The sequence below is a fragment of the Janthinobacterium sp. UMAB-56 genome (genome assembly GCF_900095265.1).
Lineage (GTDB): Bacteria > Pseudomonadota > Gammaproteobacteria > Burkholderiales > Burkholderiaceae_D > Janthinobacterium.
The window spans coordinates 24,831-43,146 of the sequence record NZ_LT607658.1; the positions used below are offsets into that span (position 1 = coordinate 24,831).

Consider the following 18,316-nt stretch of genomic DNA (forward strand, 5'->3'; position numbering starts at 1 on the left):
CGTTTTTGTTTATGCATTTATATGCAGTGCATATAAATAGGCGCTGCTGTCAGGCTGATGGAGGATTGATGATATTCAAGAAGGCCCGCACGACGGGAGCGTCGTCGAGCGTGGTGTAGCTGATGTACAGGTTGGCCGATGGGGGATCTGTCTTGATGGGCAGAAAGACGACGCCGGGCCAGCCGATGCGGCTCGTCGTTTCCGGCACCAGGGTCACGCCCAGGCCCGCGCCCACCATGGCCAGCAGGGTTTGTGGCTCGCTCGCTTCCTGGAAGATCACGGGTTCGAAACCGGCATTGATGCAGCATTGCACCAGGTAGCGGGGAAACGCAGATTTATCTAGGGTCAGGGAGAGCATGGGCTCGTGGGCGATGTCGATCAGTTCGATGGCCGTGTGTTTCGCCAGCGGATGGTGTTCATTGACGGCCACGCAGACGTTTTCGCGGAAGCACAGTTCCTGGCGTAAATTATCGTGGCGCAAGTCGTCGTCGTTGAGTTTGGGTTCGCGCCAGAAACCCACGTCGATTTGCTTGGCGCGCAAGGCTTCATATTGCACCGTAGGACCGAATTCGTGGATGGTCCAGGTGACACGGGGAAATTTGGTCTGGAATTCTTCCAGCAGGCTGGGGATAGGGCCCCACATGGCCGAGCCGACGATGCCCACGCGCAAGCGGCCCACTTCGCCGCGGTCGATCTGGCGGATCGTGTCGATGGTCATGCGCATCTTGGCCAGCAGGTCGGCCGCCTCGTTCATCAGCGCCTTGCCCGCCACGGTCAGCTCGAAAGTGCGCGTGGTGCGCGCAAACAGGCGCACGCCCAATTCGCTTTCCAGTTTCATGATCTGCTGGCTCAGGGGCGGCTGCGAGATATGCAGGCGCTCGGCGGCGCGGCTGAAGCTTTTCTCCTCGGCGACGGCGAGAAAATACTTTAACTGTTTCAGATCGATGGACATGCTTTCCTTGCATTACCTGATGCTAAACGGGAACTGCGCGCAAGCCCGAAGGCCGCGCGCTTCTTTACAGCAGCCCTATTATCGTGCCACGACTGCCTGCATGGCAATGGCCAGCGCGGTGCCGACCTGGGCATTGTGCTTGACCAGGGCGATATTCGTCGCCAGGCTGCGGCCATCCGTCAACTGCTTGATGCGCGACAACAGGAATGGCGTGACTTGCTTGCCCTTCACACCGCCCGCGTCCGCTTCCTCCAGCGCTTGCGTAGTGATGGCATCGATCTCTTCCTTGGGCATGGCTTGCGCGGCCGGCACGGGGTTGCTGACGATCACGCCGCCTGTCAAACCCAGTTGCCACTTGGTGCCGATGAAGGCAGCTTGCTCGGCAGCAGTATCGAGGCGGAAATCGGCCTTGAAGCCGCTTTCGCGCGTGAAAAAGGCGGGGAAACCGTCCTGGCCCACGCTGATGACGGGCACGCCATGCGTTTCCAGGTATTCCAGGGTCAGGCCGATGTCGAGGATGGATTTGACGCCTGCGCAGACCACGGCCACCGACGTTTGCGCCAGTTCCTGCAAGTCGGCGGAAATGTCGAAGCTCGTTTCCGCGCCGCGGTGCACGCCACCGATGCCGCCCGTGACGAATACAGAAATACCCGCCAGTTGCGCGCAGATCATGGTGGCGGCCACGGTGGTGGCGCCCAGTTTGCCCTGCGACAGGACGAACGGCAGGTCGCGGCGGCTGACCTTCATGGCGTCGGGCGAAGTGCCCAGCAATTCCAGTTGCTCGGGCGACAGTCCCACGCAGATCTTGCCGCCGATGATGGCGATGGTGGCCGGCACGGCGCCGCCGTCACGGATGATCTGTTCCACTTCGCGCGCCATTTCCACGTTTTGCGGATACGGCATGCCGTGTGAAATGATGGTCGACTCCAGCGCCACGATGGCCTTGCCGGCGGCGCGCGCGTCCAGCACTTCTTGCGAGAACGAGAGGAAGTTATTCAATTGCGTCATGTTTCAATCCTGTTGAAAGAGGGTAGGGGGAGGCGGCGCCAGGTCGGCGTCGTCGATGTCGTCGAGCGCGCTGGCGGAAATTTGTGGGGAGACGGTAGCAGCCGATTCCAGGGTCATGGCAGCGAGCTTCAGGCCGCGCCGGCATGCCAGTTTCAAGTCGCTGCTGTCGTGGTAGAGCGACCAGCAGACGGCGGCGGAAAACGCGTCGCCTGCGCCCGTCACGTCGACGGCGTCCACTTCGCGCGCGGCCAGGTGCACGACCGGCGCGTCCTGATTGTTGCCATCCGTAAAGTACACGCCTTCGCCGCCGCAGGTGACGATCACCTGGCGCGCGCCCTGGCGCTGCACTTCACGACAGGCGGCGCGCACATCAAACGCCGTTGGCAAGGCCCGCGCCACGCGCGTTTCCAATTCGCCCCGGTTAAGGATCAGCAGGTGCAAGCCCGTCAGGTCTTGCGGCAAGTGCGCCATCTTCGGCTGCGAGACGGCGACGATGACGAGTGGCGTCGCGTTGGCCGCGTCCTGGCGCGCGTCGGCCAGCAATGCCTGCACGCTGTCGTGGCCCAGGTTCAGGTCGCAGACAGTGAGGGCGGCGGCGGCGCGCTGCGGCTGACGGCTATGCAAGAAGGCCGGGGTCAGCTGTTCGTAGAGTTGCATGTTGGCCATCGCCAGCAGCATTTCGCCATGTTCATCGAGCACGGCCGTGTAGGTGCCGCTGCTGGTGTTGCTCAGATGCAAGCTGCCGCGCATATCAATGCCCGCGTCTTCCGCGTGCGTCTGCAGCGCGTGGCCGGCCGCATCGTCGCCCAGCGCCGTCAGCAGCGCGACGGGAATTGACAGGCGGGCGAGGTTTTCCGCGATGTTGCGGCCCACGCCGCCAAACACTTCTTCCGAACGCACGGGATTCGAGGTGCCCATCTGCAGGGTTGCCAGGGTGCGCATCTTGCGGTCGAGGTTGGCGGCGCCTATGCACAGCACGGGACGGCTGTCGGGCAGCACGTAGGCGCGTCCCAGCAGGCGGCGTTCCCGGATCAATCCGGCGATGTGGCCGGCGACGGCCGAGCGTGACAAGCCCAGTTCGCTCGCCAGGTCTTGCTGCGAGATGAAGGGGTTGTTGCGGATCAGCGTGTACAACTGGTCTTTTTTATTGGTATCGGTCACAAGGTTTTCGCTGAAAGTTAAAACATTTGTCTTCGACTGTAAACAATTGTCTGTTTAGTGTCAAGCGCGTCTCAAGCGTGCGCGCAAGGCGTTCGTATGCAGCTTGTATGCATGCATTTCCCGGGCGTCGCCGGGGCGTGGCCGCTGCTGGCAGGTGTACCCTAGCCTCGACTATAATATCGGCCATTTATATTTGAATTGTATAAATGGGCAAGAAAAATGGTATTTGCCATACATATTCCGTTTGATGCATAGTGGCGGCAAATAGTAGCAATACGCATTTCGATATACCTGTAACACCATACATACCCGATACCTGGGCCGCAGTCCCTCTCCGGGCACGGCAGCGCAGGCAGCAACCATCATCATTAGTCAATCAGAGGATAACCATGTCGAACAACACCCCTTTCCACGCCGCCGAAATCATCCGTGCCCGCGCTCCTGAAAATTTCAAGCCGCGCGTGGCGATGATCCTCGGCTCAGGCCTGGGTGTGTTGGCCGAGCAGATGACGGACGCCGTCAGCATCAGCTTTGACGAATTGCCTGGCTTCCCGATCAGCACCGTGCACGGCCATGCAGGCGAACTGGTGCTCGGCACCCTGTCGGGCGTCGCCGTCGTCTGCATGAAGGGCCGTGGCCACTTCTATGAAGGTTATGGCATGGGCGTGATGACGAGCGCCATCCGCACCTTGAAACTGCTGGGCTGCGAAATGCTGTTCGTCACCAACGCCGCCGGTTCCCTGCGCCCTGAAGTGGACGCCGGCAGCCTGGTGGCCATCAGCGACCATATCAACCTGCTGCCCGGCACGCCGATGGTCGGCCCGAACGACGACCGCTTCGGCCCGCGCTTCTTCAGCATGGCCAACGCCTATGACGCCGAACTGCGCCAGCAAGTCAAGGACACGGCGGCCGCCAACGGCATCACCCTGCACGAAGGCGTGTTCGTTGCCTACCCAGGCCCGAACTTCGAGACGGCTGCGGAAATCCGCATGATGGCCCGCCTGGGCGCCGACACGGTCGGCATGTCCGTGGTGCCTGAAGTGGTCTCGGCCCGTCATTGCGACCTGAAAGTGGTGGGCGTGTCCGTCATCACCAACCTGGCCGAAGGCATGTCGCCATTCGCCCTGTCGCACGAGCAAACCCTGAAATACGCGGCCATCGGCGCGAAAGACCTGGTCAAGCTGATCCTGGCTTTCTTGGCCAAAGTCGCTGAAAAACCGCAAGCCTAAGCACTTTTTTAAGCAGTAGCGGCGCGCCGGCCACCGGCGCTGCCGCGCGTCAGGCCGTGAAAAACCGGCCTACACTGTCCGCATCATCTTCGCATCATTCCATAAAGCGAGCCTTATCATGTCACGCGCATTTATCCTCCTGCTTGATTCCTTCGGCCTTGGCGCGACGCCAGACGCCGCCAAGTATGGCGACGCAGGTGCCAATACCTTTGGCCACATTGCCAGCACTGTCGCCAAAAGCGGCAAGACCTTGAAACTCCCTAACATGGAACGCCTGGGCCTGGGCGCCGCCGCCCACCTGGCCAGCGGCGAATGGGCCACGGGCTTCGACCAGCGCGACGGTTTCACCGGCGCCTACGGCGCGGCGCGCGAGCGCTCCACCGGCAAGGACACGCAGAGCGGCCACTGGGAAATCGCCGGCGTGCCCGTCGAATTCGACTGGGGATATTTTCCCCGCACCACGCCATCGTTCCCCGCCGACCTGACCGACAAGCTGAAAGCCATGTCGGGCGTACCCGGCTTCCTCGGTGACTGCCATGCCTCGGGCACGGACATCATCAACAAGCATGGCGACGAACACGTCGCCACCGGCAAACTGATTATCTATACTTCGGGCGACTCGGTGATGCAGATCGCCGCGCACGAAGAATCGTTCGGCCTCGAACGCCTGTATGCAGTGTGCGAAATGGCCTTCAAGTTGGTCGAACCGTACAACATCGGCCGCGTCATCGCCCGCCCTTTCACTGGCAGCAACGGCAACTACACGCGCACTTCCAACCGCCACGACTACGCCGTCGCGCCGCCAAGCAAGACCCTGCTCGATCACGTCAAGAATGCGGGCGGCGAAGTCGTCGGCCTGGGCAAGATCAGCGACATTTTTGCCACCCAGGGCATCTCGCGCGTCGTCAAGGGCGTCGACAACATGGCGCTGTTCGAAGCGCTCTTGAAGACGGCCGATGAAGTACAGGACAAGTCGCTCACCTTCGTGAACTTCGTCGATTTCGACCAGGCCTTCGGCCACCGCCGCAACGTCGAGGGCTATGCCGACGCGCTGCGCGAAATGGATGCGCGCCTGCCGGAATTCATGGCCAAGCTCAAAGATGGCGACCTGGTCGTGATCACCGCCGACCATGGCTGCGACCCGACCTGGCACGGCTCCGACCACACCCGCGAACACATTCCGATGATCTTCTTCGGCCCCGGCGTCGCCCCGCGCGCACTGGGTATTTCCGAGACGTTCTCCGATATTGGCCAAACCCTCGCCAAGCACCTTGGCGTACCACCACTTGCTAATGGAACCAGCTTGTTATGACACTCATGCACCCCGAATTCAAGCGTAACGAGGCTGTGGGCCTCGACCTGGGCTGGATCAACCAGATCCGCGTCAACCGCGCCGCCACCGACCGCCGCGCGGCCAGCCTGGCGAACCGCCGCACGGTGAAAAAGGAATACCAGGCCGCCTGGCTGGTGAAAGCCATCCAGATGATCGACCTGACCACCCTGGGCGGCGACGATACGCCGGGCAGAGTGGAGCGTTTGTGCATGAAGGCCATGCGCCCGCTGCGCGCTGACCTGATGGACGCACTGGGCCTGACGGAGTTGAGCACCGGCGCCGTGTGCGTGTACCACGAGATGATCCAGCCGGCCGTGAAAGTCATCCAGGGCCGTTTGCCCATCGCCGCCGTGTCGACGGGTTTCCCGGCCGGTCTGACGAGCATGGAAACGAAGCTGCGCGAGATCGAACTGTCGGTCGCCGCCGGCGCGTCGGAAATCGATATCGTCATCACGCGCCAGCACGTCCTGAACGGCAACTGGCAAGTGCTGTACGACGAAATGCTGGCGTACCGCAAGGCGTGCGGCGAAGCGCACGTGAAGGCGATTCTCGCCACGGGCGACTTGCTGACCATGGAAAACGTGGCCAAGGCATCGTGGGTCTGCATGATGGCAGGCGCCGATTTCATCAAGACCTCCACCGGTAAAGAGGGCGTGAACGCCACCATTCCCGTGGCCCTGACGATGGTGCGAACGATCCGCGAATACCACGAGCAGACGGGCTTCCAGGTGGGCTTCAAGCCGGCCGGCGGCGTCAGTTCGGCCAAGAGCGCGCTGCAGTACCTGACCCTGATGAAGGAAGAACTGGGCAACGAATGGCTGCAGCCGCATTTGTTCCGCATCGGCGCTTCCAGCCTGCTGACCGACATCGAGCGCCAGCTCGAGCACTACGTCACCGGCAGCTACTCGGCCAATCATCGTCACGCACAACCTTAAAGAACAATCGTCATGCCAACAATTAACGAGATTCTCAATACTATGGACTACGGCCCTGCTCCCGAAAGTCAAAAAGAAGCGCAGGCGTGGCTCGATGGCCATCAGCGCACATTCGGTTTGTTCATCGACAATGCCTGGAGCGAACCGGCCGAACTGTTCGCCTCGACCAATCCTGCCGATGGCACGCAGCTGGCCGAACTGACGCAAGCGAGCGACGCTGACGTGGAACGGGCCGTGGAAGCGGCGCGCCGCGCGCTGCCCGTATGGCAAGGCATGGGTGGCCACGGCCGCGCCAAAGTCATGTACGCGCTGGCCCGCTTGCTGCAAAAGCACTCGCGCCTGTTCGCCGTGCTCGAAACCCTGGACAACGGCAAGACCATCCGCGAAACGCGCGATATCGACTTGCCGCTGGCCGCGCGCCACTTCTACCATCACGCCGGCTGGGCGCAGCTGCAGTCGGAAGAATTTGCCGATTACCGCGCCGTCGGCGTGGTGGGCCAGATCGTGCCGTGGAATTTCCCCCTGCTGATGCTGTCGTGGAAAATCGCCCCGGCCCTGGCGGCCGGTAACACGGTGGTCTTCAAACCGGCCGAATTCACCTCGCTGACCGCCATGCTGTTCGCCGAATTGTGCGTGCAGGCGGGCGTGCCGGCCGGCGTGGTCAATATCGTCACGGGCGACGGCCGCGTGGGCTCGGCCATCGTCAACCACCCTGGCGTCGACAAGATCGCGTTTACCGGGTCGACGGAAGTGGGCCGTTTGATCCGCGAGGCAACGGCTGGCAGCGGCAAGAAGCTGTCCCTGGAGCTGGGTGGCAAGTCGCCATTCATCGTCTTCGAAGACGCTGACCTGGACGGCGCCGTGGAAGGCCTGGTCGATTCGATCTGGTTCAACCAGGGACAAGTGTGCTGCGCCGGCTCGCGCCTGCTGGTGCAGGAATCGATCCAGGAGCGCTTCCTGAACAAGGTGCGCGCGCGCATGGAAAACCTGCGTCTCGGCTCGCCCCTGGACAAATCGATGGACGTAGGCGCGCTGGTCGACCCGGTGCAGCGCCAGCGCATTGCCGCGCTGGTCGATAGCGCCCGCGCCGAAGGCTGCGACGTGTGGCAACCGGCGTGCGAACTGCCGGCAGACGGCTCGTGGTTCCCGCCTACCCTGATCACGGGCGCATCGACTTCGGCCGCCGTGGCACAGGCTGAAATCTTCGGCCCCGTGCTGGTGGCCATGAGCTTCCGCACGCCGCCCGAAGCGGTGCAATTGGCGAACAACACGGTGTACGGCCTGGCCGCCAGCGTGTGGACCGAGTCGATCAGCCTGGCCCTCGATATCGCGCCCGCCATCAAGGCCGGCGTGGTGTGGATCAACAGCGCCAACCAGTTCGACGCGGCGTGCGGCTTTGGCGGCTACCGCGAATCGGGCTTCGGCCGCGAAGGCGGCCGCGAAGGCATGCTGGAATACATGACGGCCCTGGCCGAAGATGCGCGCCCGGCCTTGCCGGTAGTGGAAGCGAAAGCCAAGGCCAATGTAAAACCGGCGGCAGCCGATCCCTTCGCCATCGACCGCACGGCCAAGATGTACATCGGCGGCAAGCAGGCGCGCCCTGACAGCGCCTACAGCGCGCCCGTATTCGGCGCGAACGGCGCCCTGCTGGCCGAAGTGGGCGTGGGCAGCCGCAAGGATATCCGCAACGCCGTCGAGGCGGCCCATAAAGCGTCTGGCTGGACCAGCGCCACGGCGCACAACCGCGCGCAGGTGCTGTACTACATTGCCGAAAACCTGGCCGCGCGCGCCGACGAATTTGCCGCCCGCATCGCCGCCATGACAGGCAGTAAAAATCCTGAGAGGGAAGTGCAGGCATCGATCGAACGCCTGTTCTACTACGCCGCCTGGGCCGACAAATACGATGGCCTGGCGCACCAGCCGCCCACCAAGGGCATCACCGTGGCGCTCAATGAAGCGGTCGGCGTGATCGGCATCGTCTGCCCGAACGAAGCGCCGCTGCTCGGCTTCATCTCGCTGGTAGCGCCGGCCATCGCGCTGGGCAACCGCGTGGTGGTGGTGCCGTCGGAAGCGCATCCTTTGAGCGCGCTGGACCTGTACCAGGTGTTCGACACGTCCGACCTGCCGGGTGGCGTCGTCAACATCATCAGCGGCAACGCCGATGAACTGGCGCGCACCCTGGCCACGCACGCCGACATCGACGCCGTCTGGCGCCATGACGGTTCCGCCGAAGGTTGCGCGGAAGTCGAGCGCCTGTCGGCCGGTACCCTGAAGCGCACCTGGGTCGGTGGCGCCAAAGGCCGCGACTGGTACAGCGCCGCCCAAAGCGGCGGCCGCGCTGTGCTGGCGCATGCGTCGCAAGTGAAAAACGTGTGGATTCCTTACGGCGTCTGATGGACAGGTAGCGTTGCAAAGCTGGGGGCAGAGCCGTAGGGCCTGACCCCATATCTCATGATTGGAGTTATTCCATGTTGTTAACCCAAGAAATCATTCGCAAGAAGCGCGACAAGGGCGTGCTGAGCGCCGAAGAAATCCAGTTTTTCGTGCGCGGCATCACTGACGGCAGCGTCAGCGAAGGCCAGATCGCGGCGCTGGGCATGGCGGTCTATTTCAACGACATGAACATGGACGAGCGCGTGGCGTTCACCCTGGCCATGCGCGATTCCGGCCACGTGCTGGATTGGCGTGCGCTGAATCTGCCTGGCCCTGTCGTCGACAAGCATTCGACGGGCGGCGTCGGCGACGTGGTCTCCCTGCTGCTGGGTCCCATGGTCGCCGCGTGCGGCGGCTACGTGCCGATGATCTCGGGGCGTGGCCTGGGCCACACGGGCGGCACGCTGGACAAGTTCGACGCCATTCCCGGTTACTGCACAGTGCCGGACAATGAACTGTTCCGCAAGGTCGTGCAGGACATCGGCGTGGCCATCATCGGCCAGACGGCGCAGCTGGCGCCGGCCGACAAGCGTTTCTACAGCATCCGCGACGTCACCGCCACGGTGGAGTCGGTGGCCATGATTACCGGCTCCATCCTGTCGAAGAAACTGTCGGCCGGCCTGGACGCACTGGTGATGGATGTGAAAGTGGGCACGGGCGCCTTCATGCCGACCTACGACAAGTCGGTGGAACTGGCCGAGAGCATCGTCGCCGTCGGCAATGGCGCAGGCATGCAGACGTCGGCGATTCTGACTGACATGAACGAATCGCTGGCGCCGTATGCCGGCAATGCGCTGGAAGTGCGCGGCGCCATGGATTACCTGACGGGCCGTTCGCGTCCCGCACGCCTGCACGAAGTGACGCTGGCGCTGTGCGCCGAGATGCTGGTGTTGGGCGGCCTGGCTGCCACCGAAGAGGAGGCGCGCGTGAAATTGATGGCGGCCCTCGATTCGGGCGCAGCGGCCGAGCGCTTCTCGCGCATGGTGTCTGCCCTGGGTGGCCCGGCCGATCTGATCGAGAATCCGGACAAGCACCTGGAACAGGCGCCGTTCGTCGTGCCGGTACCGGCGTTGTCCGCCGGTTTTGCCAACGTGCGCGATTGCCGCGGCATCGGCCTGGCCGTGGTGGCCTTGGGCGGTGGCCGCCGCCGTCCGACCGACAGCATCGACTTCGCTGTCGGCCTGACGGACCTGGTGGGCCTGGGCGAGCAAGTGAGCATCGGCCAGCCGCTGGCCATGGTGCACGCGCGCACGCAAGCGGCGGCGCAGCAAGCCGTCAAGGAAATCCAGGCGGCATACGCCATCAGCGCAGTGGCGTTGACGGCCAATCCGGTGATTTACCGTACGATTCGTCCGTAGTTGAAAACTGGGGTCAGACCCCCGTTTGCGATAGCGCTGAGCTATGTGTCAGCGGTGTTGAGGGTCTGACCCCGGCCTTAATGATTTCAAAGGTATTGCAGAAAAAATGAACAACCAAGAACTGATCGCCGAAGCCAATGCCGGGCGCGAACTGGCCTACGCGCCATACTCGCGTTTCAAGGTGGGCGCGGCGCTGCTGTGCAAGGATGGCCGCGTCTTCCGTGGCTGTAACGTGGAAAACGCCGCGTATGGCTTGTGTAATTGCGCCGAGCGCACGGCGTTTTTCAGTGCCATCGCGCATGGCTGCAAGCCTGGCGACTTCGCCAAGCTGGCCGTCACGGGCGACACCGCTGAGCCAATTTCCCCTTGCGGCGCCTGCCGTCAGGTGATGTTCGAGCTGGGCGGCGCCGATTTGCCGGTGATCCTGACGAACCTGAAAAACGATGTCATGGAAGTGACGGCGGGCTGGCTGCTGCCGCACGGCTTCGGCAGTTCCGATCTGGACATGAAACCATAGGGCTGGTTTGAACAAGACGATCGATATCCAGGCGGCCGTGGCGATTGCCGCAGCCGAAGCCATGGCAGCGAAGACGCAGGGCACGTTTGGCGTGGGCGGCGTGCTGCTTGATGGTGCCGGCAACGTGCTGCAATCGATGCACAACAACGTCGTGCGCCAGGGCCTGGTGTTCGACCCCACCGCGCATGGCGAGCGCCAGCTGGTGGACTGGTATTTCGCCGAGCGGGCCAAGGGCACGCCCTTGCCGCCGCCCGGCGAACTGACCATCGTCACCTCGCTGGACCCGTGCTGCATGTGCACGGGCGCCATCCTGGCGGCTGGTTTCAACGTGGTGGTGGCCGCGCCCGACGTCAAGGCCGGCATCAATTACGATGGAAGCGCCACGTTTGCCGCCTTGCCGGCACCGCTGCAGGCGCAGGCCGGCCGCAGCTTTTGCTATCCGGCCGTGCGTGGCGCCACCGAGTATGCGCGCCTGCCTTCCGGCGCCGCACCCAAATCTTTTTTCATTGGTAAAAGCATTCACGAGTCGACGCAGGCACTGTGTTCGCTCGTGTTCGAAGCGACATCGGCGCAGGTGATGCAGTTGCTGAACGCCGGCGACGACGTGCCCCTGCGCGATCCGGCCACCTTGCCGTCCGAGCATATCGTGGTGCGCGCCCTGCGTCGACGCTATCCCGACGCCCTGACTTACCGCTGCGAGCCACATGCGCCCGATGCGGGCCTGGCGCCATTTCTGCAGGCGGCCATGGAGCAGGATGTGCGCGATGGCGGCCAGGGCGACGCGGCCGCCTTGCTCGATGCCTTTGGCAACCTGTTGCTGTGCATGCCGGGAAAATTGGCGCAATCGGCCATCCGCACGTCGTTCATGGAATGCACGCGCCAGTACGCGCAGCTGCGTTTTGAATTGATGGCGAATGCGCAGCCGGCGCTGCAGGAAGAGATCAAAAGCTACCTGGGTCACCCCAAGCATGGCACCTTCGTGCTGGCCATCGGCCCGGACGATAGCGCTGCCAGTTTCATGACCCTGGGCGCGTACGGCTCCACCATGGAAGGGGCGCTGCCGGAAAATAATCCCGCGCAATTCCAGTACGTGCGTCCCGGTATGCCGGAAGGCGCGCTGCTGGCGCTGTGCGAGTCGATGCCGCCCCTGTATCGCAAGCTGATACGCATCCGGCCGCGCCAGGTGGCGGACCAGGCCCTGGTCCAGGCGCTAGGCTAGCCTAGGCATCATCGTCGGGCAGGTTGTTGAGTAAAAAGTCGCGCACGTTTTCGCCCGCCACGCGGCGAATCTGCGCTTCCGACAAGCCGGCGTCGAGCAGGGCCTGCGTCAGGCGCGGCAAGCCGGCTGCGTCGATGGCCGTGGTGACGGCGCCGTCGAAGTCCGAGCCATAGGCCACGTGTTCCGCCCCGATCAGTTTTACCGTGTACTTGATGGCGCGCGCGATCGCTGCCACGTCCTTGCCGCAGACGGCCGTATTCCAGAAGCCGATGCCCACCAGGCCCCCCTGGGCGGCGATGCGTTTCAATTGTGCGTCGCTCAGGTTGCGTCCATTGGCGCAAGTGCCGCGCACGCCCGTGTGCGACACCATCACGGGGCGTTTCGCCAACGTTAACACCTCGTCGATGGTGGCCGCCGAGGCGTGCGCCAGGTCGACGATCATCTTGCGCTGCTCCATGGCGCGCAGCCATTGGCGGCCCAGCGGTGTCAGGCCGCCTTTCTTCAGGCCGTGCTGGGAACCGGACATTTCCGTGTCGAAGAAGTGCGTGGGCGCGGCCATGCGGTAGCCGGCCTGGTACAAGGTGGCGAGGTTGTCGAGCTTGCCTTCGAGCGCATGCGCGCCTTCCAGTGTCAGCCAGCCGGCCAGCAAGGTGGGGTCTTTTTCGCGCGCGGCGATGAAGGTGCGCAGCTGGGCGCGGCTGCCGATGACCCGCATCTTGCCATGGCTCTTGGCCGCTTGCTGGCGCAATTCATCGGCCTGGTAGGTGGCGCGCGCCAACAGGCTGTTCCAGGTAGCGGGCGGCAAGCCTTGCGCCATCACCAGCGCCGTGATGTTGTCCGTGTCGCTGGCATTGCGCTCGATATTCATCTTGCGCGGCGTCTTGGTGACGACGGAAAAAGCTTGCAGCGCCACGTTGGCCCGCTGCAGGCGGGGAAAGTCGACATGCCCGCGCTGGCTGTCGCGGTTCAGGTTGCGTTGCCACAGCAAGCTGTCCGCGTGCAGGTCGGCGATCCACAGGCTCTGGTGCAGGGCCACAGTGGCTGTCGATGGCGTTTTGCCGGACGGTGCGTGGACACGGTTGAGGTGCTCGTCAACGAGGACGGGAGCGGACAGGAAACCGCCGATCAGCGCAAGGCTGGCGGCGGTGAGGCTACTGATAATCATTGTTCTCCGTTTTACCATGGATCGTAGGTGCCCAGGCTCCAGATATGGCCTTCCGGGTCGCGACAGGTAAAGCCCCGTCCGCCGTAATCTTCATCCTTGATGTCGAGCACGATCTCGGCGCCCGCTTCGCGCGCGCTGCTGTAGACGGCATCGGCATCGCTGACGACCAGGTAGCAGCTTTGCGTGTTGGCGCCACCGATGTCGCCAGGCAGTTTCATCAGGCGGCCATAGTCGCTGTCGAGGGCCGGTGCCACCATGATCATGCCATTGCCAAAGCTCAATTGCGCATGGGCGACACCACCGTTGCCGTCAGGCACGATCAATTGTTTTTCAAAACCGAGCGCCTTGCACAGCCATTCGATGGCGGCGGGCGCGTCGCGGTAGCGCAGGCAGGGAATGGTCGTAGCTGCTGTAGCTTTTGCTGTCGTGGTCATCAGAAAACTCCTAGGGCTGTGGGGGAGTAGCTTTGATCATGCATCCTACGCGGCGTTCCGTATCAATTCTATCGAGTAGGACGGGTTTGATGTCCGTCAGTGCTGCACCCGTCCATAGTGCCATAAAACAATCATTGCACTCTTGCCACGACGCAAATTTTTATTGCGGCGACTGCTGCGAGCCCGGTACTTTTTCGTCTGCGCTGGCATCGTCGCTGTTGCTTGCCCATTTCAGCAGCATGACGAGGGCAAACAGCATGATGGCCAGCGGCAAGATGGTGATCAGGAATGCCAGGCCCAGGCAGCACGCCAGCAGCATGCGCCAGGACATGGTGCGCAAGGCGGCCATGCCCTGGCGCGTGTAAGCGCACAGCTCGTTCCAGAAAGTGCTGAAGGAAGTGCTGCCCGGTGCCGAATTGAGGTCTTTCATGCCGTTCTCCTGTCGTGTGGATGCCGCTGCCATATGCATGCTGGCGATGACCGCACTATAGGCAACACCTTGCTGCCGAACCTAGCCTATGCGATGAATGGCAGGAATGGCGGACCGAACGGCGACAGGCCGGGACCAGCTGTTATTCAAACACCTTGAGTTTCAGCTGAAAACTGAGGGCGCCGTACAGGCGATCCTTGTAGGAAGGCACGATGGCGATATTCACGCCCACGCGCTGATATTCATAGCTGATGGTGGGGACCAGGGCCGGGAACCAGCCACCGTCGCGCATCTTCGGATAGCCGCTGAAGCCGCCAACGACGGCGCCGACGCGCAGCGGCCCCACCTTGATTGGCTGGTAGTACACGCCCAGATAGTTCGAATAGGCGCGGTCGCTATTGTAGAAGCGCCCGGCCGTGACCGAGGCGACGGTGGAAAAACGGTATTCGGCGCCCAGTCCCGGATTGCTGTCGTTCAGGTTCTTGTCGCGTTGAAAATGATACGAATAAAAGCCAGCGTTGAGCCAGGTTTCGCTCAGCGGCTGCTTGTCTATCATGTTGACAACATCGGCGTGCGCGCCGCAGGCATATGCCAGCATCAGTGCGCCTAGGGACAATCGTTTCATGCGTGCTTCATCCTTATGATTTCGTACTCCGTGGGCCGGCCTGGTCTGGCGCTGTCGCGATCGTATCACCAGTCGGCCGTGTTTCTAAGCAATATTGAAAACTGTGAACAGGCAGTTGTTTACCGGTCTATTGCATGCGTACGTTTGGCTTTCCATGAGTTTCCCGGGCAGCGGCTGGATGATGATACTAATTAAGCAATTATGTTCTCATAATTATCATAAAAGTTGTTGGTTCGCGACATGAAAAATCCGGTGGATATGATATTCTGGCGTCAAGTTAATTTTCTTTTTGGAAATAAAATGTCAAACATGCCTAAATTGCCACTCCTTCTCGTTCTGTCGACCGTGTTCGCTGCCGGCGCCGCGCAAGCCGGTGTTGTCGATCTGGGTATCGGTGGCGCCAATTTGTATTCCCTGAGCAACTTCAGCGCCTCCGGCAGCGATGTTGAAGGCGGCGTGCTGGTCGCAGGCAATCTGACGGGCTCGAACTATTCGATCAATGACAAGAACAAGGACGCCTACGTCACGCACGGTAATACCGGCTATGCGCTGGTCGTTGGCGGCAATCTGAACTACAGCTCCGGTTCTATCAAGAACGGCAACTACTTTGTGGGCGGCAGCACGACGACGAGCAGCGTGGGCCTGAATACGGCGACCAAGACGACGGCCTCGCCCGTATCGTTTGCCTCCACCTCGGCGCAATTGAAAAACACTTCGACCTCGCTGGCAAAAGTGGCTTCCACGGGCAGCAGTGCAGTGGCCTACGGCGGCATGACCCTGACGGGCGGCACGGGCAGCGTGCAAGTGTTCGACCTGACTTCCGCAACGTTGGACTCGGTGAACAACTTCAAGTTCAGCAACCTGCACACGAACGACACCCTGATCCTCAATATCAGCGGCAAGAATGTGAACCTGTCCGGCGGCTACGGCGATTTCAGCAAATATAATGTGCTGTACAACTTCTATGAAGCGCAAACCATCACCATGAACGGCGTGGGCCTGTATGGCAGCATTCTGGCGCCGCTGGCGACCCTCGCCGGTGGCAATGGCCAGATCAATGGCAACGTAGTGGTGGGTAACTGGGCCTCGAATATCCAAGTCAACGCCAACCATTATTTCAGCGCCACCAATGTGGCCGGGTATGTCTCGGCCGTGCCGGAACCGGAAACCTATGCGATGCTGTTGGCAGGCCTGGGCCTGGTTGGTTTCATGGCGCGCCGTCGCAAGAGCAAGACGCTGGCGTAAGCGTTCGCGCTGTTCAGGAAACCGCCTTTCAAGGCGGTTTTTTTTCGCCTGTTGGCGCCATGGATACCGCCGCCAGCACCATGTGCGTGAGCAGGATTTCGGCATCGTCGTAATCCTTGCGCGTGAGCTGCTTGCGTTCCAGCACCAGGGTCATCTGCGCTGAAAAATCCGCATACGATTGCGTCATGGCCCAGATGGCGAACATCAGGTGCGTGGCATTGACGGGCGCGATCCTGCCGGCGGCGATCCAGGCTTCGAAGACGGCGATATCCTTGCGCAGCAGGGGCACGACCCTGTCGCGTATCTGCGCGCCGTACAGGGGCGCGCCGTTGATGACTTCCAGCGCATACACGCGCGAGGCCCAAGGCTGTTCGCGCGAAAAACGCAGCTTGGCGCCGATATACGCGCGCAGCACGTCGCGCGGCTCGTCGCGTTCATTGGCCAGCGATTCCATGCGCGCCAGCCAGTCGTCGAGCACATCGTCGAGCACGCGCTGGTAGAGCAGCTGCTTGGACGGAAAGTAATACATCAGGTTTTGCTTCGACAGGCCGGCCCGCTCGGCGATGGTGGCGATCGACGCGCCTTCATAGCCGCTTTCGGCGAAGGCGCGCACGGCTTGCTCCAGGATGTCCGCTTCCAGGCGGTCGCGGTTTTGCAGGCGCCGGCCGCCAGCATTTTTCACGGAAAGGGCAGGGGATTTGTCGCTGGCCATGGCGGATTCTTTAGCGTGGGCGTATCGATTGCAGGAAGGCTTGCAGCACGGGGGTATCGGTGTAGGCCACGTTGAAGCGGAACCACACCGTCTCGGGCGCGCGCAGCATGAAAAATTCGTTCGGCGACAGCAGGATGCCCGCCTTCAATGCCATGTCGGCAATGAGCTTGCCATTCCATTCAGGCGTCTGCAGGTCGGGCCAGCCGGCGCTGACAAACATGCCGCCACGCGGACGCGCAACTGGCGCCATGCCCACCTGCGCCAGGCAGTCGATGCTGCGCTCGCGGGCCGCATCGAGTTGCGCCACCAGTCGTTCCACCATGCGCTTATAGGGCCGCGCGGAGATGGCGTGGTAGACGGCGCGCTCGTTGATTTCCGACGTCGTCAGTCCCGCCAGCATTTTCACGCGCACCAGTTCGGCCACCAGCGACGGCGAGGCGCAAATAGAGCCCACGCGCAGCACCGGTGACAGGGTCTTGGAAAAACTGCCCACGCGGATCACGCGGCGCAAACCATCCATGGCCGCCAGCGATGCGTCGCCGCGCGCTGCCAGTTCGCGGTAGATGTCGTCTTCCACCAGCCAGAAATCGAATTGCTCGGCCAGCGCCAGCAGGCGATGCGTTTGCGCCTGGCTGAGCGAGGTGCCGAGCGGATTTTGCAGCACCGTGTTGACGAACATCAGTTTGGGCTGTGTGCGCGCAGCCTCGCTGGCCAGCGCATCGAGGTCCAGGCCCGCCTCGCCACGCGCTATACCGACGGGGATGCAGCCGTGGTGGCGGATCAGCGATTGCAGATTGCTGTAGCCGGGGTCTTCCACCAGCACCGTGTCGCCCGGCTTGGTCAGGCTGCGCAGGATCAAATCGAAGGCGTGCGTGGCGCCGTGCGTCAGCAAGACCTGGTCCGGCGCCACCTGGACCAGCTCTTCGGACAAGGTCGTCGCCAGGTGCTGGCGCAGCGAGGGAAAACCCAGTGGATGGCCGTAGCCGCGCAGGCGGCTGGCGGGAATGCGCATGGCCTGGCGCACGGCATCGAGCACGGTCGCTTCGCCATACATCTCGGGCGGCAGCCAGCCCGCTCCCACGGGCAGGGCATCGGATACGCCCGAATACAGGTCCGGCGTGAGGGCGTCGATGGCGGTGGGGCTGGCATGCAGGGCTAATTGCGGCGAGGCGGCGATATCGTGGCGCGCAACGAAATAGCCGGAACCGCGCCGCGACGACAGCAAACCCAGGTTGACCAGGCGGTCATACGCTTCGACGACGGTGAAAGTCGATACGCCATTGCAGCGGGCGAACTGGCGCACGGACGGCATGCGTGTGCCGATGCGCAGGACGCGGCTGCCCACCATGACGCTGATGGCGATGACGATCTGCTCGACCAGGCCGCCCTTCTTCTGGCGGTCGATGTCCAGCACGGGCCAGCCGCTGGCGTTGCCTTCGCCCTCGTCCTGCTTCACGTTGTGCGTCACGGTGGCTCCTTATGCTGCCTTGCACAAAAAAACTGTAGTGGTTTTCCGACCTGTACGGTTGGGATACTTTGCCGTTTGTGTATCTGTGCCAT

Annotated in this window: 17 protein-coding genes; 8 read left to right on the plus strand and 9 right to left on the minus strand. The window is 62.5% G+C overall.

Translation table 11 applies throughout. The features are described from left to right. Positions 1–49: 49 nt before the first annotated feature. The 3 genes from K0F85_RS15405 to K0F85_RS15415 all read right to left on the minus strand — a co-directional run bounded on the left by K0F85_RS15405 (position 50) and on the right by K0F85_RS15415 (position 3,121). Positions 50–952 (minus strand): LysR family transcriptional regulator, encoded by a 903-nt coding sequence (locus K0F85_RS15405; protein WP_219116878.1) that lies wholly within the window; start codon positions 950–952, stop codon positions 50–52. A gap of 78 nt (positions 953–1,030) precedes the next feature. Next, positions 1,031–1,960 carry a pseudouridine-5'-phosphate glycosidase gene (locus tag K0F85_RS15410; RefSeq protein WP_374198707.1) on the minus strand — a complete coding sequence of 310 codons (930 nt, stop codon included), beginning with the start codon at positions 1,958–1,960 and terminating at the stop codon, positions 1,031–1,033. Between the two features lie 3 nt (positions 1,961–1,963). Continuing rightward, positions 1,964–3,121, minus strand: a complete 1,158-nt coding sequence (locus K0F85_RS15415) for a carbohydrate kinase (protein ID WP_219116879.1) — start codon at positions 3,119–3,121, stop codon at positions 1,964–1,966. 389 nt (positions 3,122–3,510) lie between these two features. Between K0F85_RS15415 and xapA the strand changes: the two genes are divergently transcribed. The 7 genes from xapA (at position 3,511) to K0F85_RS15450 (ending at position 12,145) form a co-directional block, all read left to right on the plus strand. Beyond that, on the plus strand, positions 3,511–4,350 hold the full coding sequence (xapA, locus tag K0F85_RS15420) for a xanthosine phosphorylase (RefSeq protein ID WP_219116880.1): 840 nt from the start codon (positions 3,511–3,513) through the stop codon (positions 4,348–4,350). 118 nt (positions 4,351–4,468) lie between these two features. Beyond that, a complete protein-coding gene (locus tag K0F85_RS15425) occupies positions 4,469–5,662 on the plus strand; it encodes a phosphopentomutase (RefSeq protein WP_219116881.1) in 1,194 nt (397 codons plus the stop codon). Then, positions 5,659–6,618 carry a deoxyribose-phosphate aldolase gene (gene deoC, locus K0F85_RS15430; protein ID WP_046685481.1) on the plus strand — a complete coding sequence of 320 codons (960 nt, stop codon included), beginning with the start codon at positions 5,659–5,661 and terminating at the stop codon, positions 6,616–6,618. The genes K0F85_RS15425 and deoC overlap by 4 nt, the downstream gene beginning before the upstream one ends. Positions 6,619–6,630: 12 nt before the next feature. Continuing rightward, the gene (locus tag K0F85_RS15435) at positions 6,631–9,012 is read left to right on the plus strand and encodes an aldehyde dehydrogenase family protein (protein WP_374198708.1); all 2,382 of its coding nucleotides are present in this window, start codon (positions 6,631–6,633) and stop codon (positions 9,010–9,012) included. Positions 9,013–9,086: 74 nt separating this feature from the next. After that, positions 9,087–10,409, plus strand: coding sequence for a thymidine phosphorylase (deoA, locus tag K0F85_RS15440; RefSeq protein WP_219116882.1), 1,323 nt, complete (start codon positions 9,087–9,089; stop codon positions 10,407–10,409). A 106-nt stretch (positions 10,410–10,515) separates the two neighbouring features. Continuing rightward, on the plus strand, positions 10,516–10,926 hold the full coding sequence (locus K0F85_RS15445) for a cytidine deaminase (protein ID WP_219116883.1): 411 nt from the start codon (positions 10,516–10,518) through the stop codon (positions 10,924–10,926). A gap of 7 nt (positions 10,927–10,933) precedes the next feature. Further along, a complete protein-coding gene (locus K0F85_RS15450) occupies positions 10,934–12,145 on the plus strand; it encodes a nucleoside deaminase (protein WP_219116884.1) in 1,212 nt (403 codons plus the stop codon). 1 nt (position 12,146) lies between these two features. Here the strand turns inward: K0F85_RS15450 and K0F85_RS15455 are convergent, their stop codons facing one another. The 4 genes from K0F85_RS15455 to K0F85_RS15470 all read right to left on the minus strand — a co-directional run bounded on the left by K0F85_RS15455 (position 12,147) and on the right by K0F85_RS15470 (position 14,799). After that, a complete protein-coding gene (locus tag K0F85_RS15455; RefSeq protein WP_219116885.1) occupies positions 12,147–13,310 on the minus strand; it encodes a dipeptidase in 1,164 nt (387 codons plus the stop codon). Positions 13,311–13,321: 11 nt separating this feature from the next. After that, positions 13,322–13,744 (minus strand): VOC family protein, encoded by a 423-nt coding sequence (locus K0F85_RS15460; RefSeq protein WP_219116886.1) that lies wholly within the window; start codon positions 13,742–13,744, stop codon positions 13,322–13,324. Positions 13,745–13,904: 160 nt separating this feature from the next. Next, positions 13,905–14,174, minus strand: a complete 270-nt coding sequence (locus tag K0F85_RS15465; protein WP_219116887.1) for a hypothetical protein — start codon at positions 14,172–14,174, stop codon at positions 13,905–13,907. A gap of 142 nt (positions 14,175–14,316) precedes the next feature. Beyond that, positions 14,317–14,799, minus strand: a complete 483-nt coding sequence (locus tag K0F85_RS15470; protein ID WP_257572807.1) for a hypothetical protein — start codon at positions 14,797–14,799, stop codon at positions 14,317–14,319. Positions 14,800–15,099: 300 nt separating this feature from the next. Between K0F85_RS15470 and K0F85_RS15475 the strand changes: the two genes are divergently transcribed. Then, entirely contained in the window at positions 15,100–16,044 is a 945-nt protein-coding gene (locus K0F85_RS15475) for a choice-of-anchor A family protein (protein ID WP_257572808.1), read from the plus strand. Between the two features lie 28 nt (positions 16,045–16,072). On the opposite strand, the gene K0F85_RS15480 is transcribed toward K0F85_RS15475, so the two are convergent. Together K0F85_RS15480 and K0F85_RS15485 are read right to left on the minus strand one after the other, a co-directional pair. Then, positions 16,073–16,756, minus strand: a complete 684-nt coding sequence (locus K0F85_RS15480) for a TetR/AcrR family transcriptional regulator (RefSeq protein ID WP_219116888.1) — start codon at positions 16,754–16,756, stop codon at positions 16,073–16,075. Between the two features lie 10 nt (positions 16,757–16,766). Continuing rightward, positions 16,767–18,224 (minus strand): PLP-dependent aminotransferase family protein, encoded by a 1,458-nt coding sequence (locus K0F85_RS15485; RefSeq protein WP_219116889.1) that lies wholly within the window; start codon positions 18,222–18,224, stop codon positions 16,767–16,769. Positions 18,225–18,316 lie beyond the last annotated feature (92 nt).

Coding starts and splice junctions, on each gene's coding strand:
- K0F85_RS15425 (WP_219116881.1), top strand. CDS start 4,469: ATGTCACGCGCATTTATCCTCCTGCTTGATTCCTTCGGCCTTGGCGCG.
- K0F85_RS15410 (WP_374198707.1), bottom strand. CDS start 1,960: ATGACGCAATTGAATAACTTCCTCTCGTTCTCGCAAGAAGTGCTGGAC.
- deoA (WP_219116882.1), top strand. CDS start 9,087: ATGTTGTTAACCCAAGAAATCATTCGCAAGAAGCGCGACAAGGGCGTG.
- K0F85_RS15445 (WP_219116883.1), top strand. CDS start 10,516: ATGAACAACCAAGAACTGATCGCCGAAGCCAATGCCGGGCGCGAACTG.
- K0F85_RS15435 (WP_374198708.1), top strand. CDS start 6,631: ATGCCAACAATTAACGAGATTCTCAATACTATGGACTACGGCCCTGCT.
- deoC (WP_046685481.1), top strand. CDS start 5,659: ATGACACTCATGCACCCCGAATTCAAGCGTAACGAGGCTGTGGGCCTC.
- xapA (WP_219116880.1), top strand. CDS start 3,511: ATGTCGAACAACACCCCTTTCCACGCCGCCGAAATCATCCGTGCCCGC.
- K0F85_RS15460 (WP_219116886.1), bottom strand. CDS start 13,744: ATGACCACGACAGCAAAAGCTACAGCAGCTACGACCATTCCCTGCCTG.
- K0F85_RS15480 (WP_219116888.1), bottom strand. CDS start 16,756: ATGGCCAGCGACAAATCCCCTGCCCTTTCCGTGAAAAATGCTGGCGGC.
- K0F85_RS15455 (WP_219116885.1), bottom strand. CDS start 13,310: ATGATTATCAGTAGCCTCACCGCCGCCAGCCTTGCGCTGATCGGCGGT.
- K0F85_RS15405 (WP_219116878.1), bottom strand. CDS start 952: ATGTCCATCGATCTGAAACAGTTAAAGTATTTTCTCGCCGTCGCCGAG.
- K0F85_RS15465 (WP_219116887.1), bottom strand. CDS start 14,174: ATGAAAGACCTCAATTCGGCACCGGGCAGCACTTCCTTCAGCACTTTC.
- K0F85_RS15470 (WP_257572807.1), bottom strand. CDS start 14,799: ATGAAACGATTGTCCCTAGGCGCACTGATGCTGGCATATGCCTGCGGC.
- K0F85_RS15475 (WP_257572808.1), top strand. CDS start 15,100: ATGTCAAACATGCCTAAATTGCCACTCCTTCTCGTTCTGTCGACCGTG.